This window comes from Lactobacillus sp. UMNPBX15, assembly GCF_002553785.1.
Classification (GTDB): Bacteria; Bacillota; Bacilli; order Lactobacillales; family Lactobacillaceae; genus Lactobacillus; species Lactobacillus crispatus.
Genome location: NZ_PCYV01000026.1, coordinates 1 through 21,192 on the forward strand (window position 1 = coordinate 1; position 21,192 = coordinate 21,192).

General features: G+C 39.1%; 37 protein-coding genes. All 37 read right to left on the reverse strand.

Going from position 1 to position 21,192, the window contains the following annotated elements:
• Positions 1-297: 297 nt before the first annotated feature.
• Positions 298-693: a 30S ribosomal protein S9 gene (gene rpsI, locus CP366_RS07050; protein WP_013085821.1), complete on the reverse strand. Its 396-nt coding sequence runs from the start codon at positions 691-693 to the stop codon at positions 298-300.
• An 11-nt stretch (positions 694-704) separates the two neighbouring features.
• Positions 705-1,148: a 50S ribosomal protein L13 gene (gene rplM / locus CP366_RS07055; protein WP_005720369.1), complete on the reverse strand. Its 444-nt coding sequence runs from the start codon at positions 1,146-1,148 to the stop codon at positions 705-707.
• Between the two features lie 104 nt (positions 1,149-1,252).
• A complete protein-coding gene (gene truA, locus CP366_RS07060) occupies positions 1,253-2,041 on the reverse strand; it encodes a tRNA pseudouridine(38-40) synthase TruA (RefSeq protein WP_023488521.1) in 789 nt (262 codons plus the stop codon).
• A gap of 4 nt (positions 2,042-2,045) precedes the next feature.
• The gene (locus CP366_RS10780; RefSeq protein ID WP_061204427.1) at positions 2,046-2,843 is read right to left on the reverse strand and encodes an energy-coupling factor transporter transmembrane protein EcfT; all 798 of its coding nucleotides are present in this window, start codon (positions 2,841-2,843) and stop codon (positions 2,046-2,048) included.
• A gap of 3 nt (positions 2,844-2,846) precedes the next feature.
• Positions 2,847-3,692: an energy-coupling factor transporter ATPase gene (locus CP366_RS10785; RefSeq protein ID WP_065990080.1), complete on the reverse strand. Its 846-nt coding sequence runs from the start codon at positions 3,690-3,692 to the stop codon at positions 2,847-2,849.
• Positions 3,668-4,519, reverse strand: coding sequence for an energy-coupling factor ABC transporter ATP-binding protein (locus CP366_RS07070; protein WP_013085817.1), 852 nt, complete (start codon positions 4,517-4,519; stop codon positions 3,668-3,670). Before CP366_RS07070 ends, CP366_RS10785 begins: the two co-directional genes overlap by 25 nt.
• Positions 4,520-4,703: 184 nt before the next feature.
• Positions 4,704-5,087 (reverse strand): 50S ribosomal protein L17, encoded by a 384-nt coding sequence (gene rplQ, locus CP366_RS07075; protein WP_005721620.1) that lies wholly within the window; start codon positions 5,085-5,087, stop codon positions 4,704-4,706.
• Between the two features lie 27 nt (positions 5,088-5,114).
• On the reverse strand, positions 5,115-6,053 hold the full coding sequence (locus CP366_RS07080) for a DNA-directed RNA polymerase subunit alpha (RefSeq protein WP_005720363.1): 939 nt from the start codon (positions 6,051-6,053) through the stop codon (positions 5,115-5,117).
• Between the two features lie 45 nt (positions 6,054-6,098).
• Positions 6,099-6,488, reverse strand: coding sequence for a 30S ribosomal protein S11 (gene rpsK / locus CP366_RS07085; protein WP_003625817.1), 390 nt, complete (start codon positions 6,486-6,488; stop codon positions 6,099-6,101).
• Between the two features lie 24 nt (positions 6,489-6,512).
• Entirely contained in the window at positions 6,513-6,863 is a 351-nt protein-coding gene (rpsM, locus tag CP366_RS07090; protein WP_005724162.1) for a 30S ribosomal protein S13, read from the reverse strand.
• Positions 6,864-6,883: 20 nt separating this feature from the next.
• Positions 6,884-7,000, reverse strand: a complete 117-nt coding sequence (gene rpmJ, locus CP366_RS07095; RefSeq protein WP_005721621.1) for a 50S ribosomal protein L36 — start codon at positions 6,998-7,000, stop codon at positions 6,884-6,886.
• Positions 7,001-7,016: 16 nt separating this feature from the next.
• Positions 7,017-7,238: a translation initiation factor IF-1 gene (gene infA, locus CP366_RS07100; protein ID WP_002878178.1), complete on the reverse strand. Its 222-nt coding sequence runs from the start codon at positions 7,236-7,238 to the stop codon at positions 7,017-7,019.
• Positions 7,239-7,313: 75 nt separating this feature from the next.
• On the reverse strand, positions 7,314-7,970 hold the full coding sequence (locus tag CP366_RS07105; protein ID WP_005720355.1) for an adenylate kinase: 657 nt from the start codon (positions 7,968-7,970) through the stop codon (positions 7,314-7,316).
• Positions 7,971-7,980: 10 nt separating this feature from the next.
• Complete coding sequence (gene secY / locus CP366_RS07110; RefSeq protein WP_005720354.1) at positions 7,981-9,276, reverse strand: preprotein translocase subunit SecY; 1,296 nt, start codon at positions 9,274-9,276, stop codon at positions 7,981-7,983.
• Entirely contained in the window at positions 9,276-9,716 is a 441-nt protein-coding gene (rplO, locus tag CP366_RS07115; RefSeq protein WP_005720352.1) for a 50S ribosomal protein L15, read from the reverse strand. Before rplO ends, secY begins: the two co-directional genes overlap by 1 nt.
• A gap of 23 nt (positions 9,717-9,739) precedes the next feature.
• Positions 9,740-9,925 (reverse strand): 50S ribosomal protein L30, encoded by a 186-nt coding sequence (gene rpmD, locus CP366_RS07120; protein WP_005720351.1) that lies wholly within the window; start codon positions 9,923-9,925, stop codon positions 9,740-9,742.
• 17 nt (positions 9,926-9,942) lie between these two features.
• Positions 9,943-10,449, reverse strand: coding sequence for a 30S ribosomal protein S5 (gene rpsE, locus CP366_RS07125; RefSeq protein WP_005720350.1), 507 nt, complete (start codon positions 10,447-10,449; stop codon positions 9,943-9,945).
• A gap of 17 nt (positions 10,450-10,466) precedes the next feature.
• On the reverse strand, positions 10,467-10,823 hold the full coding sequence (gene rplR, locus CP366_RS07130) for a 50S ribosomal protein L18 (protein ID WP_005724156.1): 357 nt from the start codon (positions 10,821-10,823) through the stop codon (positions 10,467-10,469).
• A 26-nt stretch (positions 10,824-10,849) separates the two neighbouring features.
• Positions 10,850-11,380, reverse strand: coding sequence for a 50S ribosomal protein L6 (rplF, locus tag CP366_RS07135; protein WP_005720348.1), 531 nt, complete (start codon positions 11,378-11,380; stop codon positions 10,850-10,852).
• 24 nt (positions 11,381-11,404) lie between these two features.
• Entirely contained in the window at positions 11,405-11,803 is a 399-nt protein-coding gene (rpsH, locus tag CP366_RS07140; RefSeq protein ID WP_005720347.1) for a 30S ribosomal protein S8, read from the reverse strand.
• Between the two features lie 24 nt (positions 11,804-11,827).
• A complete protein-coding gene (locus tag CP366_RS07145) occupies positions 11,828-12,013 on the reverse strand; it encodes a type Z 30S ribosomal protein S14 (protein ID WP_013085815.1) in 186 nt (61 codons plus the stop codon).
• A 12-nt stretch (positions 12,014-12,025) separates the two neighbouring features.
• The gene (gene rplE / locus CP366_RS07150; protein ID WP_005720346.1) at positions 12,026-12,568 is read right to left on the reverse strand and encodes a 50S ribosomal protein L5; all 543 of its coding nucleotides are present in this window, start codon (positions 12,566-12,568) and stop codon (positions 12,026-12,028) included.
• A gap of 14 nt (positions 12,569-12,582) precedes the next feature.
• Positions 12,583-12,819 (reverse strand): 50S ribosomal protein L24, encoded by a 237-nt coding sequence (gene rplX, locus CP366_RS07155; RefSeq protein ID WP_005720345.1) that lies wholly within the window; start codon positions 12,817-12,819, stop codon positions 12,583-12,585.
• A gap of 19 nt (positions 12,820-12,838) precedes the next feature.
• The gene (gene rplN / locus CP366_RS07160) at positions 12,839-13,207 is read right to left on the reverse strand and encodes a 50S ribosomal protein L14 (protein WP_003549034.1); all 369 of its coding nucleotides are present in this window, start codon (positions 13,205-13,207) and stop codon (positions 12,839-12,841) included.
• Between the two features lie 31 nt (positions 13,208-13,238).
• Positions 13,239-13,505, reverse strand: a complete 267-nt coding sequence (gene rpsQ, locus CP366_RS07165) for a 30S ribosomal protein S17 (RefSeq protein WP_005721626.1) — start codon at positions 13,503-13,505, stop codon at positions 13,239-13,241.
• Between the two features lie 18 nt (positions 13,506-13,523).
• The gene (gene rpmC, locus CP366_RS07170) at positions 13,524-13,721 is read right to left on the reverse strand and encodes a 50S ribosomal protein L29 (RefSeq protein ID WP_003549032.1); all 198 of its coding nucleotides are present in this window, start codon (positions 13,719-13,721) and stop codon (positions 13,524-13,526) included.
• Positions 13,711-14,151 (reverse strand): 50S ribosomal protein L16, encoded by a 441-nt coding sequence (gene rplP / locus CP366_RS07175; RefSeq protein ID WP_003625792.1) that lies wholly within the window; start codon positions 14,149-14,151, stop codon positions 13,711-13,713. The genes rpmC and rplP overlap by 11 nt, the downstream gene beginning before the upstream one ends.
• Positions 14,151-14,825 (reverse strand): 30S ribosomal protein S3, encoded by a 675-nt coding sequence (gene rpsC, locus CP366_RS07180; RefSeq protein ID WP_005720341.1) that lies wholly within the window; start codon positions 14,823-14,825, stop codon positions 14,151-14,153. Before rpsC ends, rplP begins: the two co-directional genes overlap by 1 nt.
• Before the next feature lie 13 nt (positions 14,826-14,838).
• Positions 14,839-15,192, reverse strand: coding sequence for a 50S ribosomal protein L22 (gene rplV / locus CP366_RS07185; RefSeq protein ID WP_003625788.1), 354 nt, complete (start codon positions 15,190-15,192; stop codon positions 14,839-14,841).
• Between the two features lie 19 nt (positions 15,193-15,211).
• Positions 15,212-15,496 carry a 30S ribosomal protein S19 gene (gene rpsS, locus CP366_RS07190; RefSeq protein ID WP_005720340.1) on the reverse strand — a complete coding sequence of 95 codons (285 nt, stop codon included), beginning with the start codon at positions 15,494-15,496 and terminating at the stop codon, positions 15,212-15,214.
• 18 nt (positions 15,497-15,514) lie between these two features.
• On the reverse strand, positions 15,515-16,351 hold the full coding sequence (gene rplB, locus CP366_RS07195) for a 50S ribosomal protein L2 (protein WP_005721628.1): 837 nt from the start codon (positions 16,349-16,351) through the stop codon (positions 15,515-15,517).
• 15 nt (positions 16,352-16,366) lie between these two features.
• Positions 16,367-16,672, reverse strand: a complete 306-nt coding sequence (gene rplW / locus CP366_RS07200) for a 50S ribosomal protein L23 (RefSeq protein ID WP_005720338.1) — start codon at positions 16,670-16,672, stop codon at positions 16,367-16,369.
• The gene (gene rplD / locus CP366_RS07205; RefSeq protein ID WP_089147635.1) at positions 16,672-17,289 is read right to left on the reverse strand and encodes a 50S ribosomal protein L4; all 618 of its coding nucleotides are present in this window, start codon (positions 17,287-17,289) and stop codon (positions 16,672-16,674) included. The genes rplW and rplD overlap by 1 nt, the downstream gene beginning before the upstream one ends.
• A 14-nt stretch (positions 17,290-17,303) precedes the next feature.
• A complete protein-coding gene (gene rplC / locus CP366_RS07210; RefSeq protein WP_005720335.1) occupies positions 17,304-17,942 on the reverse strand; it encodes a 50S ribosomal protein L3 in 639 nt (212 codons plus the stop codon).
• A gap of 23 nt (positions 17,943-17,965) precedes the next feature.
• Positions 17,966-18,274 (reverse strand): 30S ribosomal protein S10, encoded by a 309-nt coding sequence (gene rpsJ / locus CP366_RS07215; protein ID WP_003549023.1) that lies wholly within the window; start codon positions 18,272-18,274, stop codon positions 17,966-17,968.
• Positions 18,275-18,589: 315 nt separating this feature from the next.
• On the reverse strand, positions 18,590-20,683 hold the full coding sequence (gene fusA, locus CP366_RS07220) for an elongation factor G (RefSeq protein ID WP_089147636.1): 2,094 nt from the start codon (positions 20,681-20,683) through the stop codon (positions 18,590-18,592).
• Positions 20,684-20,716: 33 nt separating this feature from the next.
• The gene (rpsG, locus tag CP366_RS07225; RefSeq protein ID WP_003549021.1) at positions 20,717-21,187 is read right to left on the reverse strand and encodes a 30S ribosomal protein S7; all 471 of its coding nucleotides are present in this window, start codon (positions 21,185-21,187) and stop codon (positions 20,717-20,719) included.
• Positions 21,188-21,192 lie beyond the last annotated feature (5 nt).

The following is a 21,192-nucleotide window of genomic DNA, read 5'->3' on the forward strand; positions in this document are numbered from 1 at the left end:
CTTAGAATCCTACTTTGATTAAATAAATAATTAAAAAATCAATTTACGAGAAAGAACTATTTACACAAAAGATTTGACAGTTTCAACTTTACTAGTCAAGATTTTTCTCATAATACTTTTTTATACTCCCAATAATAGCTTGTAGATACTTTCTATAAAAATCAGTATAGCTCTCTCTTACTTTAGATATATTTTTTTAATACACAAATAATTATCCAATAATTTTATCTAAACTGCACAAAAAAAGCATCGCTTTTCGCGATGCTTTTTCTTGTATATAAACGTAAAATCCAAAGATTAACGCTTTGAGAATTGTGAAGCTTTACGGGCTTTCTTCAAACCTGGCTTCTTTCTTTCCTTCATTCTTGGGTCACGGGTTAAGAAACCTGCCTTCTTAAGTGGACCACGGAAGTCTGGGTCTACTTCAAGAAGAGCACGAGCGATACCAAGACGGATAGCCCCAGCTTGACCTGAGAAACCACCACCGTTAACATTAACGTGAATGTCGTATTGACCTTCAGTTTCAGTTAATGTTAATGGTTGCTTCAAGTCCTTAACCAAGTTAGGGAATGGAATGTATTGATCAACATCTTTATCGTTAACAGTGATCTTACCGTTACCTGGTACTAAACGAACACGCGCAACTGAATTCTTGCGGCGACCAGTACCTGTGTATGCAGCTTGTTGTGCCATTGTATAACCTCCTAGATTAATTTGTTAATATCTAACTTTTCAGGCTTTTGTGCTTCGTGCTTGTGGTCTTCGCCAGCATAAACATGCATCTTCATGAATTCATGGTGACCAAGAGTGTTCTTTGGAAGCATACCCTTAACTGAGATTTCAACCATCTTAACTGGGTTATTAGCAAGCAATTCACCGTAAGATACGGCCTTCAAGCCGCCACGCCATGATGAGTGGTGGTAGTAGAACTTGTCTGAAGCCTTTTTACCAGTCAATCTAATCTTTGATGCGTTGATAACGATAACGTTATCACCAGTATCAACATTAGGTGTGTATTGAGGCTTGTTCTTACCTCTCAAAATAGTGGCAACAGCTGCAGAAAGACGACCAAGAGTTACGTCAGTTGCATCAATAATGTACCACTTACGTTCGATTTCACTAGATTTTGCTAATGGTGTAGTACGCAATTTAAATTCCTCCGTTTATTTGCAGTTTGAAAACAATAAGTTTCCGGGGCCTATCGTGGACAAACATACTATACTAGAATACGTCCTTTTAGAGAAAAAGTCAATTATAAATGCTGGTCTAAACGATATTTTTGTGGGATTTCATCGTAAAAAACATGATAAAGGTACAAACCACTCGCATGAGCAGTTTGTCTTACCTCTTGACGATCCTTGGCAGCAATTACTCGTTGCAAGTCATGAATTGGCCTACGATCATTACCAATTTCCAGTAGCGCCGCTACCATAATCCGTACCATATTATACAAAAAGCCTGAACCAATAAAATCAAAAATTACTTCATTTTCTTTTTCGTCTTTAGTAATGTTTACATAATAAATGGTCCGAACTTTATCTTCAATTTGACCACCGCTGGCCGCAAAACTGGTAAAATCGTGCTTACCCAATAAGTCCTGAGCTGCAACCTGCATTTTTTCAATATCTAATGGATACGGAAAATGACCAGTATAAAAACGCTTAAAAGGATTAACAAAATGATCTAAACTAACACGATAGCGATACCATTTTCCCTTAATCGAATAACGCGCATGAAAATTCTCATCAACAATTTGGCAATCATCAAAGATAATATCGGTTGGCATCATAGAATTCATTGCCAAAATCATTCGATTGGCTGGAATAGTTTTACCAGGATAATCAAAATGAATTACCTGTCCAACCGCATGTACACCGGCATCAGTTCTACCTGACCCCTGCACAATCACACGCTGCCCCTTAGTCATTTTCTTCAACGCATCTTCAATTGTCCCCTGAACAGTTCGCTGGTCTGGTTGAAGTTGAAAGCCATGAAAAAGATGACCATCATAAGCCATCGTCATTTTATATCTTGTTGTCATATTTCTAATATGTCCTAAAAGTTAATAGTAATCCGACTAACAGTACAAAATAAAATAATGCAATTAAATCATATTTTGACCAACTTAAAACGCGATATTTAGTTCGTCCTTCACTACTACGATAACCACGTGATTCCATTGCTGTAGATAAATCAATTGCCGTTTCTAAAGACTGAATAAACAACGGAACCAAAATGGGCGTAATTGCCTTAGCACGTTGAATTAAACCACCGTCATTGAAGTCCGCTCCACGTGATCTTTGCGCATTCATAATTTTAAAAGTTTCATCAAACAAAGTCGGTACAAAACGAAGCGCAATTGAAATTACTAACGCAATTTTATCCACCGGCACTTTAAACAACTTAAGCGGCTTAAGCAGCCATTCCATCGCATCAGCAATTTCAAGTGGCATTGTAGTAACTGTCATTACTGTTGAAATTAAAATAATTAATGTAAAACGAATAAAAATATAGATTGCATTAATCAAACCGTAGCTAGATAATGAAAAAATCCACCAATGCCAATAAATATGACCACCAGTCATAAAAAACAATTGCAAAAGCGACGTAAAGAAAATTAAACCAATCAAAGGCTTAACGCCATCCCAAAATACTTTTGCATTTAATCCTGTAGCAACTACAGCTAAGAAGCAAAAAATGGTCACAATCGCATAAGTTATTGAATTATTAGCTAAAAAGATAGCCAATATAAATAATATGGTAACTAATAATTTACTCCGAGGATCCATTTTATAAATAAGAGAATCTCCCGGAATATAACGTCCTACAATTATCTTACTCATAAACTACCCTCGCAAATTTTTCTTAATTTCATTAACAAGCTGATCCAGTGTTAACGGTTTATCTTTAAAGTTAAAGTTCGTCAAATCTGAGGCAAAAAGACTAGCCGTTGGTTCACTCAAATAGTGCTTTTCTAGCCAGTTTTTATTAGTAAAAATCGCCTTAGGCGCATCATGTCTAATTAATTTACCATGTTCCATCACTAAAACATCATCTGCATATTCGGCCACATCATCCATATTATGCGTAACCAAGATTACAGTATGACCTGCTTTTTGATAATCAACAAATAATTTCATCATTTCTTTACGAGACTTAGGATCTAACCCCGCTGCTGGCTCATCTAAGCATAAAATTTCTGGTTCATCAGCCATTACCCCAGCAATTGCAACACGCCGCATTTGTCCTCCAGATAACTCAAATGGCGACTTATTTGCTAGCGATTCATCCAATCCTACTCGCTTCAACCATTTCAAAGCTTTACTTTTAGCTTCATCATCGGTTGCTCCAAAATTTTTAGGACCAAATTCAATGTCTTCAAGCACAGTATTTTCAAAAAGCTGTGCTTCAGGAAACTGAAAAACCAAACTAACCCGCTTGCGTAACTTTTTCAAATTTTTATTTCCTGTTTGAGCAGTAATATGATAACCAGCAATATCAATTGTTCCTGAACTCGGCTTCAGTAATGCATTAAAATGCTGCATCAAAGTCGACTTACCACTACCGGTATGACCTACCAATGCAACAAAACTATTTTCAGTTAATTCAAATGAAACATTATCTAATCCTTTTTTCTCCATTGAAGTTCCGGGAGAATAGATATAATTTACTTTTTCAAATTTAATTGACATAGATATTGTTTCAACTCATCTTTCGTTTTTATATTTTTAGGTACAGAAATTCCCACTTCATTTAATTTATTTATTAATTTTTGTACAAATGGAATGTCTAGCCCTATTTCTTGCAACATTTCAGTTTTACTAAAAATTTCCGTTGGAGTTCCTTGAGCTAAAATCTTGCCATCATTTAAGACGATCACATCATCAGCCATATTAGCCTCATCAATGTCATGTGTAATCGAAATAACTGTCAAATTCTTCTCTTTCTTTAAATGCTTAATAATTTTTAGCACCTGCTCTCTCCCCTTAGGATCAAGCATCGAAGTTGATTCATCTAAAATAATAATCTTCGGTTCTACGGCAAGAATACCTGCAATTGCTACTCTTTGCTTTTGTCCACCAGAAAGATTAGCTGGCTCTGCATCTATATAATCCAGCATTCCAACGTCTGCTAAAACTTTTCTGACTATTTTTACCATTTGCTCCCGAGGAACAGCTCTATTCTCAAGCCCAAAAGCAACATCATCGCCAACAGTAGCTCCAACAAACTGATTATCTGGATTCTGAAATACAATACCGACTTTTTCCCTAACATCCCAGACTGTCTTTTGATTTAACGTCATTCCTAAAACAGTGATTCTAGAATTATTAGCAGAATCAGGCAAAAGTAACCCATTAATTAATTTAGAAATTGTGGACTTACCGCTACCGTTGTGACCTATCAAAGATGTCCAGGAACCTCTTTTTATTTTAAAACTAATCTGATCAAGAATCGCTTTTTTAGTATCGGGATAGGTAAATGAGACATCCTTAAATTCAACAGCACTATCTACTGGCATTTTTCCACTTCCTTTCTTAAATCGCTTATTAGCAATTGTAACAGAAAAAAAGAGCAAAAAAAATCACCCATGAAGAGGGATGATTTTTATCATCTAAGCTAGACTAAGCTTGCGCCATCATCTTTACGCTTATTCTCACTTTCATGGATAATTCTTAATACGTATTAAGTTGTGTTACTCTAAATTAAACTAATTCAAGAATAACCATTGGAGCAGCGTCACCCTTACGAGGAACGGCTAACTTCAAAATTCTGGTGTAACCACCATTACGGTCCTTGTAACGAGGTGCTACATCACTGAAAAGCTTTTGCAATGCTGACTTAACAACAACTGCATCTTTTTCTTCGTGAACATCTGCAACTTCGTCACGTACAAATGCAGCAGCCTTTCTTCTAGCTGCTAAATCGCCGCGCTTACCTAAAGTGATCATCTTTTCGGCAGTCTTACGAACTTCTTTAGCACGAGTTTCAGTAGTAACAATGCGTTCGTTCATGATTAATTGAGTAGTCATTTCTCTAAGCATTGCTTTTCTGTGAGCACTATCGCGACCTAATTTACGGTATGCCATGGATTTGCCTCCTTTATTCACCTAAGCTTAGTCTTCTTGACGAAGTGAAAGACCTAAGTCGGTTAATTTATTTTTAACTTCTTCCAATGATTTACGTCCTAAGTTACGTACACGCATCATATCTGATTCTGTCTTGTCAGTTAACTCTTGAAGAGTATTAATGCCAGCACGCTTCAGGCAGTTATATGAACGAACAGAAAGGTCAAGCTCTTCGATAGTCATCTCAAGCTTCTTTTCCTTCTTATCGTCTTCCTTTTCCACCATTACTTCGCTGAATTTAGCATTTGCATCTGCTGATTCAAATACCTTAAAGTGTTCAACTAAAATTTTAGCAGCAAAACTAAGGGCGTCATTAGGCTTGATTGAACCGTCAGTCCAAATCTCAAAAGTGAGCTTATCAAAGTCATCTCTCTTACCAACACGAGTTGATTCAACTTGGTAGTTAACCTTCTTAATTGGTGAGAATAAAGAGTCAACTGGGATAACTCCGATTGGCATGTCATCACTCTTATTGTCACTTGCAGCAACATAACCTCTACCATTCTTTACGGCAAGTTCCATATGCAAGTGTCCACCTTCAGCAATGGTACAAATATATTGATCCGGATTCAAGACTTGAACGTCTGCATCAACTTTAAGATCATCAGCAGTTACTGTGGCTGGACCTTCAATGTCCAATTCAATAACCTTTTGTTCATCTGAAAGAGACTTTAATTCAAGTTTCTTCAAGTTCAAGATGATCTTGGTTACATCTTCTCTGACGCCAGGAACTGTTGAGAACTCGTGTAAAACGCCATCAATTTGCACATAAACAAGTCCAGTACCTGGAATAGAAGTAAGTAATACTCTTCTTAAAGAATTACCTAAAGTAGTACCAAAGCCTCGCTCAAGTGGTTCAACAACAAACTTACCGTAAGAATCTTCTTGTTCAACAACGGTAATATTTGGTTTTTCAAATTCAATCATTACTGGGCCCCTTTCAAAACGTTACGTCCTATATCAAGGACAAAATTAAACACGACGACGTTTTGGTGGTCTGGAACCATTGTGAGGAACTGGCGTAACGTCACGAATTGCAGTAATTTCAAGACCAGTTGCTTGAAGTGATCTAATAGCAGATTCACGACCAGCACCAGGACCTTTAACTGAAACTTCTACGTGTTTCATGCCTTGGTCCATTGCACTCTTAGCTGCTGCTTCAGCTGCCATTTGAGCTGCAAATGGAGTAGACTTACGACTACCCTTAAAGCCCAATGCACCAGCTGAAGACCAAGCAACTGCATTACCTTGAACGTCAGTAATCATGACTAAAGTATTATTAAACGTTGAGTGAATGTGTGCTACACCGCTTTCAACATGCTTCTTCACACGACGCTTACGTGCTGTTTTCTTTGCAGGCATCAATAAACCTCCTTATAAATAAAATTAACGATTTCTCTTAGTACCCTTACGAGTACGAGCATTGTTCTTGGTATTTTGGCCACGAACTGGAAGTCCACGGCGGTGACGAATACCACGGTAAGAACCAATATCAACTAAACGCTTAATGTTCATGCTTACTTCACGACGTAAGTCACCTTCAACACGGTACTTGTCAACTTCAGCACGAAGCTTTTCTTGATCTTCTGGAGTTAAATCCTTTGAACGAATATCTTCAGATACTCCAGCATCAGCACAAATTTTCTTGGCAGTTGCTTCACCGATACCGTAAATGTAAGTTAAAGCGATAACGATTCTTTTATCTCTTGGTAAGTCAACACCAGCAATACGAGCCATAAACTACACCCCCTCTATTTCTAACCTTGACGTTGCTTGTGCTTTGGATTTGCTGAGCAAATTACCATCACACGGCCATGTCTCTTGATAACTTTACAATGTTCACACATTGGTTTAACAGATGGTCTAACCTTCATGTTTCCCTCCGTTATATTACTTTATAAACCGATACGTAATTCTACCTTTAGTTAAATCATATGGAGATAATTCCACAGTCACACGGTCTCCCGGCAAAATACGAATGTAGTGCATCCTAATTTTACCAGAAACGTGTGCTAAAATTGTGGCTCCATTTTCTAATTCAACTTTAAACATAGCATTAGGTAAGGTATCAACTACCTTACCTTCTACTTCAATGACATCATCTTTTGCCAAAGTTGTTCCTCCGCAATTAAACAGTCATATACTTTGAAATTATAACACGGATAAAAAATTATACAAATTTTTCTTCTATTGATTATTACTCAATACCGCATCAATATCTTCAAAGACTTTTTCTGGAGTTTGTTCACCATTAATTACAGTGAGCAAGCCTTTCTTCTGATAAAAGTCCTTCAAAGGTGCATTCATCTTTTCATTAACTTCAAGACGATTCTTAACAACTTCTGGTTTATCATCTTCACGTTGATAAAATTCATGGCCACCACAGCGATCACAAGTGCCCTCAACTTTTGGCTGCTTGGAAAGCTTGTTGTAAGTAGCTCCACAATTTTTACACATGTATCTTGCTGATAAACGCTTAATCAAAGTGTCTTCGTCAACTTCAAGCGCAATGACATTTGTTAAAGGTTTCTCCAAACGTTTTGTAATACCATCTAAAAGTTCTGCTTGTACAGTGGTTCTTGGAAAACCATCTAAGATAAAACCTTCTTTAATATCAGGTTGACTTAAACGTTCCTCAACCAACTTTGCAGTAACTTCATCGGGTACTAGATTACCCTTATCGATATAACTCTTAGCTTCAAGACCAACCTTCGTCTTGTTAGCCATTGCTTCCCTAAACATATCCCCAGTTGAAATATGAGTTAAGTGATATTTATCAACGATTCGCTCTGATGCTGTACCTTTACCAGCACCTGGTAACCCTAAAAGAATTAAGTTAATCATTTATCCGTTCCTATCTGATGAATCCAACATATTCTCTCTTCATTAACAAGCCGTTAATTTGACGAGATAACTCGAGAACAACCCCAATCACAATTAAAAGACTTGTTCCTCCTAAACCAATGGAACTTGGGAGATTCCAAAAGTTAGTAGCCAATTGAGGCAGTAAAGCAACTAAGCCCAAGAATAATGAACCTACTGTTGATAATTTCATCAACATCTTTGAAATATAATCCTGAGTATCTTTTCCTGGCCATACACTAGGAATATAAGCACCCTGCTTTTGTAAGTTTTCTGCTAGCTTCTCAGGGTTGACCTGTACGAAAGCGTAGAAGAATGTAAATAAGATAATTAAAAGAGTGTAGATAATTACCCCAGGAGTAGTTTGTAAGCTAAAGATTTGGTTCATTACTTTAAACCATTGTTGATCGCCCTGGGTTCTTTGAAAGGCCATTAAAATCGTTGCCGGTGTAACAATAAATGAACTGGCAAAAATAACCGGAATAACTCCAGATACATTAACCTTTAATGGTAGAAAACTTTCAGAACCACTCATCGTCGCTCTTCTCGTATATTGAATTGGAATACGACGATCAGCTTGTTCAACCCATGTAACAAATTGAGTTACGATAAGGATTGCAACTATAACCGCGATGAAGAACAAAATGCCTTGCCAACGATCACTAGCACTATTATTAATAATTTCTTCCTTATAAATTTGCCATAGACCACTTGGTAGTCTTGCAATAATACCAGCAAAAATAATTACTGAGATACCATTACCTAGACCCTTATCAGTGATTTCATCACCCAACCATGTTAATAACATAGTTCCAGCAGTCATAACAATAGCAATTTCTATATAAGTCTGTGGTGTTTGATTCTTTACCAAACCCATTTGAGTTAAAGCGTTAAAGCCTAACGTAATACCAATACTCTGGATAAAAGCAACAACTAATGCTAAATATCTAGTTACTTGATTTGTTTTACGTCGACCTACTTCACCTTGTTTTCCCCATTCTACTAACGTAGGAACAATATCCATCTGTAGCAGCTGGATAACAATCTGAGCCGTAATATAAGGAGAAACACCCAAAGAAAATATTGAATAGTTATCTAGTCCACCACCAGATACAGTATCCAGCATTGGAACTAAACCAGTTTGCGCAACCTGCGTGATCGCCTTCGCATTAACACCGGGAACGGTAATGTTTGCACCGATCCGATACAGCAAAAGAATAAAGAGCGTGAAATAGAGCTTATTTCTAATTTCTTTATCTTTGAAGGCGTTCTTCAAGGTCGAAAACATTAGATCACCTCAACAGTTCCGCCAGCGGCTTCAACTGCTTGCTTAGCAGATGCGGAAACTTTATTAACCTTTACAGTTAACTTAACTTTTAATTCGCCCTTGCCAAGTAACTTAACACCTGACAATTCTTTCTTTACTAAGCCATTATCTTTAAGTGATTCTACAGTTACTTCACTGCCGTCTTCGAACTTGTTTAAATCATCTAAGTTTACAATTGCATATTCCTTGCGGTTAATGTTCTTAAAACCACGCTTAGGCATAGTTCTGAATAATGGCATTTGACCACCTTCAAAACCTAAACGAGTATGACCGCCTTGACGAGCTAATTGACCCTTTTGACCACGGCCTGAAGTTTTACCGTAACCACTTGAAGTACCACGACCAACACGTTTTCTATTGCGACGTGAGCCTTCAGCAGAATGTAATTCATGAAGCTTCATTAATTTGGCACCTCCTTGATATTCTATTTGTTAATCTCTTCAACAGAGATTAAGTGAGCAATCTTTAATAATGCACCACGAGTAGCAGCGTTGTCTGGAAGAACAACAGTACTATCCACTCTACCTAAACCAAGAGCTTTAACGATCTTTCTTTGTTGAGGTAGACGGTGAGCAACACTTCTAATTAAAGTAATCTTTAAATCAGTCATCTATGATCTCCCTAATCTTAAGCTCTTTCAGGTTGACGAAGTTTTGCAACTTCTTCACTAGTTCTAAGCTTCTTCAAACCATCGATAGTTGCACGAACAACGTTAATTGGAGTGTTTGAACCAAGTGACTTTGAAGTTACGTCTGAGATACCAGCCATATCCATAACGATACGTACGGCACCACCAGCAGCAACACCAGAACCAGCTTCAGCAGGTTTCAATAAAATGTTACCTGAACCGTAGTGACCAATAACTTCATGAGGAATAGTAGTACCAACTTTAGGTACATTGATCATTTTCTTCTTACCGTCTTCTACAGCCTTACGGATTGCTTCTGGGACTTCTTGAGCTTTACCAGTACCAAAACCTACACGGCCTTTCTTGTCGCCAACAACAACAAGAGCAGCAAATCTCATGCGACGGCCACCTTTAACAACCTTAGTAATACGGTTGACAGCGACTAATTGATCTTCGATATCGTCTTTGTTTCTGCGATTGTTACGAGAATCATTGCGGTTTGCCATGTGTTAATTCTCCTTTCCTAGAAATCTAATCCGTTTTCACGAGCAGCATCAGCTAATGCTTGAACACGGCCGTGGTATAAGTAACCACTTCTGTCGAATACAACAGTAGAAATGTTCTTTGCCTTTGCAGCTTCAGCAATTGCCTTACCTACAGCAGCAGCTTGTTCTACTTTAGTTGCATCTGATACATTTTCATCCAAAGTTGAGGCGCTTGCAAGCGTAACACCCGCTACGTCATCAATTAATTGAGCGTAGATGTTTTTATTTGAACGAAAAATGCTTAAGCGTGGGCGCTCAGCAGTACCAGAAATTTTTCCACGAATACGTCTATGACGCTTTAAGCGTAACTTGTTTTTATCTGGTTTAGAAATCACAATTTCACCTCAAAAATAACTACTTATTACTTACCAGTCTTACCTTCCTTGCGACGTACGTATTCATCAACATAACGAATACCTTTACCCTTATAAGGTTCTGGTGGACGTACGGCACGGATTTCAGCTGCAAATTGACCAACATCTTGCTTTGAAACACCTTCAACTTCTACATCAGTTGCTGAAGTTGCCTTTACAGAAACACCTTCTGGTGCAGTCAATACAACTGGGTGTGAATAACCAACATTTAAAGTAATCTTGTTGCCTTGTGCTTGTGCACGGTAACCAACACCGATTAACTTCAAAGTCTTCTTATAACCGTCAACTACACCTTCGATCATTGAAGCTAAGTTAGCTCTTTCAGTACCGTGAAGTGCTTTGTCGCTTTCGCTTGAACGTGAAAAGTTAATTTCACCATCTTTTTGTTCAAACTTAATCTTTGGATCGAAGTATCTAGTTAATTCACCCTTTGGGCCCTTAACAGTAATATTGTCGCCTTCCTTGGTAACAGTGACACTGTCAGGGACTTCAATAGTCTTTAAACCGATTCGGCTCATTGATTGTTCTCCTTTCTGTCAGTATTACCAAATGTAGGCAATTACTTCGCCGCCAACGTTCTTTTGTCTTGCTTCCTTGTCGGTAATAACACCAGCAGAAGTAGAAACGATGGCAATGCCTAAGCCATTAAGAACTTTAGGTAAGTCTTCAGCGCCAACGTAGTTTCTAAGACCTGGCTTAGAAATACGCTTCAAACCTGAGATAACACGTTCTCCATTTGGACCATATTTCAAGAATACCTTGATAACGCCTTGCTTGTTATCATCTGCAACTTCGTAATCACGGATGAAGCCTTCACGTTTCAAAATTTCTGAAATAGACTTTTTAATGTTTGATGCAGGAATTTCAACTGAATCGTGTTTTGCCATGTTGGCATTTCTGATTCTAGTCAAGTAATCTGCGATTGGATCTGTCATGACCATTTAAGCTATCCTCCTAACCGTATACTACCAACTAGCCTTTTTAAGACCAGGGATTTGACCCTTGTGTGCTAATTCCTTTAAGCAAATACGGCATAACCCGAATTTACGGTATACGGAGTGTGGACGACCACATCTCTCGCAACGTGTATATTCGCGTGAAGAGAACTTAGCAGGACGACGATTTTTGATTTTTTGTGATGTTTTAGCCATTAATGTCCTCCACTATCTTGCAAACGGCATACCAAATTGAGTCAAAAGTTCACGAGCTTCTTCATCAGTGTTGGCAGTAGTTACGATAACAATATCTAAACCTCTAGTGCGGTTTACCTTATCAAAATCGATTTCTGGGAAAATCAATTGTTCTTTAATACCTAAAGTGTAGTTACCACGACCATCAAATGAACGAGTTGATACACCACGGAAGTCACGAACACGTGGAAGAGAAACATTGATTAACTTGTACAAGAAATCGTACATTCTGTCGCCTCTAAGAGTTACCTTAGCACCGATAGACATACCTTCACGTAAACGGAAGTTAGCGATTGATTTCTTGGCCTTAGTGATTAATGGCTTTTGACCTGAGATCAAAGTTAATTCTTCAACTGCTTCATCTAAGTTCTTGGCGTTAGAAACTGCATCACCAACACCCATGTTTAAAACAATCTTGTCGATCTTAGGTACTTGCATAGATGACTTGTAGTTAAACTTTTCTTCTAATGCAGGAGCTACCTTTTCGTTGTATTCCTTAGCTAAATAACTTGCCATGTGTGTCCTCCCTTCTACTTATCTTCTTTTTTACTACTAATTACTTTAACGTTTGATGCGTGAATTGAACCTTCTGATTCAACTACACCACCATTAGCATTGCTTTGTGAAGGCTTTTGGTGCTTCTTAATCTTGTTAACGCCCTTAACCACTACACGGTTTTTCTTAACGTTAACAGAAAGAACAGTACCTTCTTTACCTTTATCTTTTCCGGCAATAACTTTTACTTTGTCACCAGTTTTAACGAACATCAGTGCACCTCACTATCAATTATAAGACTTCAGGAGCAAGAGAGACGATCTTCATAAAGTCGTTCTCACGTAACTCACGTGCAACTGGCCCAAAGATACGAGTACCACGTGGGCTCTTGTCTGCGTTGATAATTACGCCAGCATTTTCGTCGAACTTGATGTATGAACCATCTTCACGACGTGCACCTGATTTAGTTCTAACAATAACAGCTTTTACAACGTCGCCTTTTTTGACAACGCCACCTGGTGTTGCTTGTTTAACAGTACATACTACGATGTCACCAATGTTACCGGTCTTACGCTTTGAACCACCTAAGACTCTAATAACTAAAAGTTCTCTGGCACCAGAGTTATCAGCAACCTTTAAACGGGATTCGTTTTGAATCACTGTGTAATCCTCCCCTCACTAAATCCGCAAATTAAACAGATTTCTTAACAATCTTTACTAAACGGAAGCGCTTCTTACGAGATAATGGACGGGTTTCCATGATACGTACAGTATCGCCAACTTTAGCTTCGTTATTTTCGTCTTGTGCGTAGTACTTCTTTGAATATCTAATACGCTTGTTGTAAACAGGGTGGTTCTTGTAAGTGTCAACAACTACAACGATAGTCTTGTCCATCTTATCAGAAACTACACGACCTTGGTATACGTGACGACGATTTCTTTCGTTTGTTTCGCTCAAGTTAATAGCTCCCTTCCATTAATTGTTTTCTAACGCTTTTTCGCTCAGAATAGTCTTGATTCTGGCGATATTCTTGCGGACTTTGCTCAAGCGAGCGGTATTTTCTAATTGACCCGTTGCTTGTTGGAAACGCAAATTGAAGAGTTCTTCTTTGTATTGCTTTTCTTTTTCTAACATTTCATCAGTGGTTAATGCTCTGATATCTTTAGCCTTCATTAGATTCGCCACCTACTTCCGAACTTCTAGTTACAAACTTAGTCTTAATTGGTAACTTAGTTGAAGCAAGACGTAAAGCTTCACGAGCAGTTGCTTCATCAACACCACCAATTTCGAACATAATCTTTTCTCTCTTAACTACAGCTACCCAACCTGCTGGTGCACCTTTACCTGAACCCATACGTACACCAACACCTTTAGCAGTGTATGACTTTTGAGGGAAAATTCTGATCCAAACCTTACCGCCACGTTTCATGTAACGAGTCATAGCAACACGAGCTGCTTCGATTTGACGGTTAGTAATCCAATGTGATTCGAGGGCTTCAAGACCATATTCACCAAAGGCAATATATTTACCACCCTTAGCAGCACCACGCATCTTACCACGGAATTCACGACGGTGTTTTACTCGCTTTGGTACTAAAGGCATTATCTATTTCCTCCCTTCGCTGGCTTTGAAGCTGGCTTATTCTTACGAGTAGGTAAGATTTCGCCACGGTTGATCCAAACTTGAACACCAATTTCACCATAAGTAGTGAAGGCATTTACCCAAGCGTAATCAATATCAGCTCTCAAAGTTTGTAATGGAACACGACCTTCTGTGTGCCATTCTCTTCTTGCCATATCGGCACCGTTCAAACGACCTGAAGTTTGAACCTTAATACCCTTGGCACCAGCACGCATAGCTCTTTGAGTAGCTTGACGCATAGCACGTCTGAAAGCAATACGAGCTTCAAGTTGACGAGCAATACTATCTGCTACTAACTTAGCATCAAGATCTGGTTTCTTAATTTCAACAATATTAATGTGAACTTGCTTACCAGTTAAAGCATTTAATTGTTTTCTCAAAGCTTCAACTTCAGAACCACCTTTACCAATTACCATACCTGGCTTAGCAGTATGAATTGAAATGTTGATTCTGTTAGCTGCACGTTCAATTTCAACAGTAGATACTGAGGCATCCTTCAACTTTTCTGAAATAAATTTTCTGATTTGAAGGTCTTCATTTAAAGTTTCTTTGTATCCCTTGTCAGCATACCATTTTGATTCCCAATCACGGATAACACCGAGACGAAAACCGTTTGGGTTAATCTTTTGACCCATTAATATACCTCCCTTAATCGTTCTTTTCTGAAACTACTACAACTACGTGACTGGTTCTCTTGTTAATTGGAGAAGCCATACCCTTAGCACGTGGGCGGAATCTCTTCAAAGTTGCACCTTCATTTACATAAGCTTCTGATACGTAAAGGTTTGCACTTTCAAGATCGTAGTTATGTTCTGCGTTAGCAATAGCTGAACGCAAAACTTTTTCAACGATTGGGGAAGCAGCTCTAGGCGTAAATTCCAAGATTGCTAATGCTTCAGCAACGCTCTTGCCACGAATTAAGTCAACGACTAAACGAGCTTTTCTTGGAGCGATGCGAACAGTTCTTGCTTCAGCCTTAGCTGAACTAATTTGTTCTGCCATTTAGATGTTTCTCCTTCCTCTAAGCTTGTGTTGTGGCTTTATCATCAGTGGATTTGTGTCCGTGGAAAGTTCTTGTTGGAACAAATTCACCTAACTTATGACCAACCATGTCTTCAGTTACATATACTGGGACATGTTTTCTACCATCGTAAACAGCTATAGTCAAACCTACAAAGGAAGGGAAAATAGTTGAACGACGTGACCAAGTCTTAATAACTTGCTTCTTATCTGCATCTGCTTGTGCATCAACCTTCTTTAACAATGATGCATCAGCAAAAGGACCTTTTTTAATACTACGGCTCATTAATTAACCCTCCTTCTACTACTTGCTACCTTTACGGTGACGAATGATTAACTTCTCGCTGGCCTTCTTGGTATCTCTAGTCTTAATACCACGTGCCTTCTTACCCCATGGAGTCATAGGTTGAGGACGACCAACTGGAGCCTTACCTTCACCACCACCATGTGGGTGATCGTTAGGGTTCATTACAGAACCACGTGATTGTGGACGCTTGCCCAACCAACGCTTACGACCAGCTTTACCTAATTGAATCAATGAGTGTTGTTCATTACCAACAGTACCGATAGTTGCACGGCATGATGACAAAATCTTACGAACTTCACCACTTTGTAATCTTACTAAAGTGTAATCACCATCAGCACCTAAAACTTGAGCTGAAGCACCAGCACTTCTTACGAGTTGGCCACCCTTGCCTGGCTTTAATTCGATATTGTGAATTGAAGTACCAGTTGGGATATTCTTTAATTCCAAAGCGTTACCTGGCTTAATGTCAACTGAATCACCTGATTCAACTACATCGCCAACTTTTAAGCCCTTAGGAGCTAAGATGTAAGCTTTGATACCATCAGTGTAGTGAAGCAAAGCAATGTTAGCAGTTCTGTTTGGATCGTATTCGATAGCCTTTACAACTGCCTTTGCGTTGTCCTTGTTACGCTTAAAGTCGATGATACGGTATTTTTGTTTGTGACCACCACCACGGTGTCTTACAGTGATATGACCATATGAGTTACGACCTGCAGTATGTGATTGAGATTCAAGCAAAGTCTTTTCAGGCTTTGTCTTAGTGATCTCAGCAAAGTCGGAAGAAGTCATATGACGACGACCATTCGTGGTTGGCTTGTAAATCTTAATAGCCAATTGACTGACCTCCTATTACTTGTTGTCTTCTGTGTTATCGTCTTGGAAAATCTTGATGTCGTTTGAATCGTTAGTTAAAGTAACGATAGCCTTTCTACGACGAGCGGTCTTACCAGTGTAACGACCTACTCGCTTGTCCTTGCCGCGAACGTTCATAATGTTTACGTTCTTAACTTTAACATCGAAGATTTCTTCAACAGCATTGCGAACTTGTGTCTTGGTTGCAGTTAAAAGCACGTCGAATGTGTACTTCTTATCATCCATTAAGTTCGTGGACTTTTCAGTAATGACAGGTCTTAAAATGATATCGCGTGCGTCCATTAAGCCAAAACCTCCTCGATCTTCTTAACAGCATCTTGATCTAAGATCAACTTGCCATAGTTAACAGCATCTTCAACGTTTAAGCCATTAGCTGGAACAGCCTTAACCTTAGCTAAGTTTCTTGCGGAAAGTTGTACATTGTTATCATCTGAAACAATTAAAACCTTACCATCAACATTTAAGCTGTTTAACATTGATACTAAATCTTTAGTCTTAGGTGCTGACATAGTCAACTTATCTAAAACGATCAAATCCTTATCAATCATCTTTTGGGAAAGAACTGACTTAATAGCCAAACGACGTTGCTTTCTTGGCATCGTGTATGCGTATGAACGAGGTGTTGGGCCAAATACTGTACCACCACCACGCCATTGTGGAGATCTGATAGAACCTTGACGAGCACGACCAGTACCCTTTTGTCTCCAAGGCTTCTTACCACCGCCGCGAACAGCAGATCTATTCTTAACCTTTGAGGTACCTTGACGCTTGCCGGCTCTTTGTCTAATAATTGCTTCAAAAACGACACTTTCATTTGGTTCAATACCAAAAACCTTATCGTTTAAAGTAACTTCACCAGAGTCTTTACCGTTTTGATCCATAACTTTTAAATTAGCCATTCTAGTCCTCCTTCCTATTTATCAGCCTTTACAGCTTTAGAAGCAGTTTTAACAACGATTAATGAGTTCTTAGCACCTGGGACGTTACCCTTAATCATCAATACGTTCTTGTCTGCAACAACTTTTTCAATTACTAAGTTTTCAATGGTAACTTTCTTCACACCCATGTGACCTGGCAAACGCTTGCCCTTTGGTACACGGTTAATGATGGAACCCATTGAACCAGGAATTCTGTGGTATCTTGAACCGTGAGTTTCTGGTCCTCTTGATTGGCCCCAACGCTTGATGTTACCTTGGTATCCATGACCTCTTGAAGTACCAGTAACGTTTACAACGTCACCTTCCTTAAATGTATCCACAGTAACTTCTGAGCCAACTTCATAGTCCTTAAGCTCAACACCGCGGATTTCCCGAATGAAGCGCTTAGGCGAAGTCTTTGCTTTATCAGCATGACCTTTTTCTGGTTTGTTGCTCAAAACTTCACGCTTGTCTTGGTAACCTAATTGAACTGCTTCGTAACCGTCTGATTCAACAGTTTTAACTTGCATAACAACGTTAGGAGTTGCTTCAACAACAGTTACAGGAACAAGGACACCATCTTTAGTAAAGATTTGAGTCATACCAACTTTTCTTCCTAAGATTCCTTTGGTCATGTTTACACCTCTTTCTATTTAAATTACAGTTTAATTTCGATGTCTACACCGCTTGGAAGATCAAGCTTCATTAATGAATCAACAGTCTTTGGTGTTGGATTCAAAATATCGATTAAACGCTTGTGAGTGCGCATTTCGAATTGTTCACGTGAGTCCTTGTTCTTGTGTGGTGAACGAAGAACTGTGAATAAAGTTCTTTCTGTTGGAAGAGGAACTGGACCTGAAATTTCAGCACCAGTTCTCTTTGCAGTAGCTACGATCTTAGCAGCTGATTCATCGAGAATACCATGTTCGTAAGACTTAAGTCTAATACGAATTGTTTGACTTGCCATTAAATTACCTCCTTAACGTCTTCTTTAAAAGATGACTCGCTCGGCAAAAATTCCCCGCACGCCACTGTGGCAATGCAGCCTGGCGTGCCGCAACCTTTTGCGTCAACGCTTTACAACGATTTTCACACTTAAGGGCACACTGTCCCATAAGCACAAAGACTATTGTACTTTGTCCCTCCTTAAATATCAAGGGTTTACGACTTTTTTCTTAAATTTATTTACAAAAAAAGAGTTATCAAAATAAAAATGATAACTCTTTTTTATATGAAATTGTTTTCAATTAAGTTAACTGCATTAATCAGTTCTTAACGGAAGCTATTCAGCATCTCCGCCGCGCTTCTTAATGATGTCAGCTTGAATTGATTTAGGTGTTGGTGAGTAGTGATCAAATACCATAGTAAATGTACCACGACCTTGAGTTGATGAACGCAAAGTAGTTGCGTAACCAAACATTTCTGAAAGTGGAACAAATGAGTTAATGATCTTAGCACCGGCTCTGTCTTCCATACCTTCCATGGTACCACGACGAGCAGTGATTGAACCCATAACGTCACCTAAGTATTCTTCTGGAGTAGTTACTTGAACCTTCATAATTGGTTCCAAGATAACCGCGCCGGCCTTTGAAGCAGCGTTCTTCAAAGCAAGTGAAGCAGCAACCTTGAAGGCAGCTTCTGATGAGTCGACTTCGTGGTAACTACCATCGTAAAGCTTAGCCTTAACGTCGATCAATGGGTAACCTGCAAGAACACCATTCTTCATAGCCTCTTGTAAACCTTGGTCAACTGAAGGAATGAATTCACGAGGAACAACACCACCAACGATGGCATCTTCGAATTCGTAACCCTTACCTTCTTCGTTAGGAGTAAAGTCAATCCAAACGTCACCGTATTGACCCTTACCACCTGATTGACGAACAAACTTACCTTGTGCTTTAGCTTCCTTGGTGAAGGTTTCACGGTAAGCAACTTGTGGTTCACCAATCTTAGCATCAACGTTAAATTCACGTCTCATACGTTCAACCATGATGTCAAGGTGAAGTTCACCCATACCTGAAATCAAGGTTTGACCAGTTTCTGGGTTAGTTTCAGCACGGAAAGTTGGGTCTTCTTCAGTAAGCTTTTGCAAAGCAACGTCCATCTTATCACGGTCAGCCTTTGACTTAGGTTCAACTGATACTTGGATAACTGGATCTGGAACTTTCAAGCTTTCCAAAATAAGTGGGTGATCTGGGTCAGTTAATGAGTCACCAGTAGTGGTGTTCTTCAAACCGATGGCACCAGCGATATCACCTGAGAATACTTCTGGAATTTCAGTTCTTGAGTTAGCGTGCATTTGAAGCAAACGACCTACACGTTCACGACTGTTCTTTGAAGCGTTCAATACGTATGAACCTGATTCAAGAGAACCGGTGTAAACACGGATGAAAGTCAAACGACCTACGAATGGGTCAGTAGCGATCTTGAATGCAAGAGCTGCAAATGGCTTCTTATCGTCAGCCATAAGTTCAACTTCATCACCAGTCTTAGGATTGTGAGCAACGTAAGGCTTAACGTCAAGTGGTGATGGCAAGTAGTCAATAACACCGTCAAGCATCATTTGAACACCCTTGTTCTTGAATGCTGAACCAGCATATACTGGGAAGAATTCCAAGTTCAAAGTAGCTTTACGGATAGCTGCCTTTAATTCATCGTTAGAAATTTCTTCACCGCCAAGGAATTTTTCCATGATGCCGTCATCAACATCGGCTACGGCTTCAATTAAGTCGTTACGACGTGCTTCAGCTTCTTCCTTGTATTCGTCAGGAACTGGAACAGTATCCCACTTAGAACCAAGCTTATCTTCGTCGTAGATGTCGGCAACCATGTTGATTAAGTCGATAACACCTTCAAAAGTGTCAGCTGAACCAATTGGCATTTGAACAGCATGGGCATTAGCGTTTAAACGTTCGTGCAATGACTTAACTGACTTATCGAAGTCAGCACCGATCTTATCCATCTTGTTAACGAAAACAATACGAGGAACACCGTAAGTTTCAGCTTGACGCCATACGTTTTCAGTTTGTGGTTCAACACCAGCTTGGGCATCAAGAACAGTTACGGCACCATCAAGAACACGAAGTGAACGTTCAACTTCGATAGTGAAGTCAACGTGTCCTGGGGTATCAATGATGTTAATTCTGTAGTCCTTCCATTGTGCAGTAGTGGCTGCAGAAGTAATAGTGATCCCACGTTCCTTTTCTTCATCCATCCAGTCCATTTGTGAATCACCTTCGTGAGTTTCACCAATTTTGTGGATCTTACCAGTGTAGTAAAGGATACGTTCAGTAGTAGTAGTCTTACCCGCATCGATGTGGGCCATAATACCAATGTTACGTGTCTTTGCTAATGGAAATTCACGCTTGTTAGCCATAAATTATTCTCTCCTTAAAATAAAACTAACGAATTAGAAGCGGTAGTGTGCAAATGCACGGTTAGCTTCAGCCATACGGTGAACGTCTTCACGCTTCTTAACTGCTGAACCAGTGTTGTTTGAAGCATCGATGATTTCGTTAGCTAAACGTTCATCCATAGTGTGTTCGTTACGTAAACGAGCGTATGAAACAAGCCATCTTAAACCTAAAGTAGTTCTTCTTTCAGGACGTACTTCAACTGGGATTTGGTAGTTTGAACCACCGATACGACGAGCTCTAACTTCCAAAACTGGCATAACGTTGTTCATAGCTTCTTCAAATACATCAAGTGGTTCCTTACCAGTCTTGTCTTGAACAATGTTGAAAGCATCGTAAAGGATTGAAGATGCCTTAGCTCTCTTACCATCAATCATCAAGTGGTTAATTAACTTGGTAACAAGCTTTGAGTTGTAAACTGGATCTGCTAAAACGTCTCTTTTAGTTACGTGACCTTTTCTAGGCATTATTT

What these genes read in the sequence shown, in the direction of transcription:
- rpsI (WP_013085821.1), bottom strand. Translation starts at nt 693, where the DNA reads ATGGCACAACAAGCTGCATACACAGGTACTGGTCGCCGCAAGAATTCA.
- truA (WP_023488521.1), bottom strand. Translation starts at nt 2,041, where the DNA reads ATGACAACAAGATATAAAATGACGATGGCTTATGATGGTCATCTTTTT.
- CP366_RS10780 (WP_061204427.1), bottom strand. Translation starts at nt 2,843, where the DNA reads ATGAGTAAGATAATTGTAGGACGTTATATTCCGGGAGATTCTCTTATT.
- CP366_RS10785 (WP_065990080.1), bottom strand. Translation starts at nt 3,692, where the DNA reads ATGTCAATTAAATTTGAAAAAGTAAATTATATCTATTCTCCCGGAACT.
- CP366_RS07070 (WP_013085817.1), bottom strand. Translation starts at nt 4,519, where the DNA reads ATGCCAGTAGATAGTGCTGTTGAATTTAAGGATGTCTCATTTACCTAT.
- rplQ (WP_005721620.1), bottom strand. Translation starts at nt 5,087, where the DNA reads ATGGCATACCGTAAATTAGGTCGCGATAGTGCTCACAGAAAAGCAATG.
- CP366_RS07080 (WP_005720363.1), bottom strand. Translation starts at nt 6,053, where the DNA reads ATGATTGAATTTGAAAAACCAAATATTACCGTTGTTGAACAAGAAGAT.
- rpsK (WP_003625817.1), bottom strand. Translation starts at nt 6,488, where the DNA reads ATGCCTGCAAAGAAAACAGCACGTAAGCGTCGTGTGAAGAAGCATGTT.
- rpsM (WP_005724162.1), bottom strand. Translation starts at nt 6,863, where the DNA reads ATGGCTCGTATTGCTGGTGTTGACTTACCAAGAGATAAAAGAATCGTT.
- rpmJ (WP_005721621.1), bottom strand. Translation starts at nt 7,000, where the DNA reads ATGAAGGTTAGACCATCTGTTAAACCAATGTGTGAACATTGTAAAGTT.
- CP366_RS07105 (WP_005720355.1), bottom strand. Translation starts at nt 7,970, where the DNA reads ATGATTAACTTAATTCTTTTAGGGTTACCAGGTGCTGGTAAAGGTACA.
- secY (WP_005720354.1), bottom strand. Translation starts at nt 9,276, where the DNA reads ATGTTTTCGACCTTGAAGAACGCCTTCAAAGATAAAGAAATTAGAAAT.
- rplO (WP_005720352.1), bottom strand. Translation starts at nt 9,716, where the DNA reads ATGAAGCTTCATGAATTACATTCTGCTGAAGGCTCACGTCGCAATAGA.
- rpmD (WP_005720351.1), bottom strand. Translation starts at nt 9,925, where the DNA reads ATGACTGATTTAAAGATTACTTTAATTAGAAGTGTTGCTCACCGTCTA.
- rpsE (WP_005720350.1), bottom strand. Translation starts at nt 10,449, where the DNA reads ATGGCAAACCGCAATGATTCTCGTAACAATCGCAGAAACAAAGACGAT.
- rplF (WP_005720348.1), bottom strand. Translation starts at nt 11,380, where the DNA reads ATGAGCCGAATCGGTTTAAAGACTATTGAAGTCCCTGACAGTGTCACT.
- rpsH (WP_005720347.1), bottom strand. Translation starts at nt 11,803, where the DNA reads ATGGTCATGACAGATCCAATCGCAGATTACTTGACTAGAATCAGAAAT.
- CP366_RS07145 (WP_013085815.1), bottom strand. Translation starts at nt 12,013, where the DNA reads ATGGCTAAAACATCACAAAAAATCAAAAATCGTCGTCCTGCTAAGTTC.
- rplE (WP_005720346.1), bottom strand. Translation starts at nt 12,568, where the DNA reads ATGGCAAGTTATTTAGCTAAGGAATACAACGAAAAGGTAGCTCCTGCA.
- rplX (WP_005720345.1), bottom strand. Translation starts at nt 12,819, where the DNA reads ATGTTCGTTAAAACTGGTGACAAAGTAAAAGTTATTGCCGGAAAAGAT.
- rpmC (WP_003549032.1), bottom strand. Translation starts at nt 13,721, where the DNA reads ATGAAGGCTAAAGATATCAGAGCATTAACCACTGATGAAATGTTAGAA.
- rplP (WP_003625792.1), bottom strand. Translation starts at nt 14,151, where the DNA reads ATGCCTTTAGTACCAAAGCGAGTAAAACACCGTCGTGAATTCCGTGGT.
- rpsC (WP_005720341.1), bottom strand. Translation starts at nt 14,825, where the DNA reads ATGGGTCAAAAGATTAACCCAAACGGTTTTCGTCTCGGTGTTATCCGT.
- rplV (WP_003625788.1), bottom strand. Translation starts at nt 15,192, where the DNA reads ATGGCAGAACAAATTAGTTCAGCTAAGGCTGAAGCAAGAACTGTTCGC.
- rpsS (WP_005720340.1), bottom strand. Translation starts at nt 15,496, where the DNA reads ATGAGCCGTAGTATTAAAAAAGGTCCTTTTGCTGATGCATCATTGTTA.
- rplW (WP_005720338.1), bottom strand. Translation starts at nt 16,672, where the DNA reads ATGGACGCACGCGATATCATTTTAAGACCTGTCATTACTGAAAAGTCC.
- rplD (WP_089147635.1), bottom strand. Translation starts at nt 17,289, where the DNA reads ATGGCTAATTTAAAAGTTATGGATCAAAACGGTAAAGACTCTGGTGAA.
- rplC (WP_005720335.1), bottom strand. Translation starts at nt 17,942, where the DNA reads ATGACCAAAGGAATCTTAGGAAGAAAAGTTGGTATGACTCAAATCTTT.
- rpsJ (WP_003549023.1), bottom strand. Translation starts at nt 18,274, where the DNA reads ATGGCAAGTCAAACAATTCGTATTAGACTTAAGTCTTACGAACATGGT.
- fusA (WP_089147636.1), bottom strand. Translation starts at nt 20,683, where the DNA reads ATGGCTAACAAGCGTGAATTTCCATTAGCAAAGACACGTAACATTGGT.
- rpsG (WP_003549021.1), bottom strand. Translation starts at nt 21,187, where the DNA reads ATGCCTAGAAAAGGTCACGTAACTAAAAGAGACGTTTTAGCAGATCCA.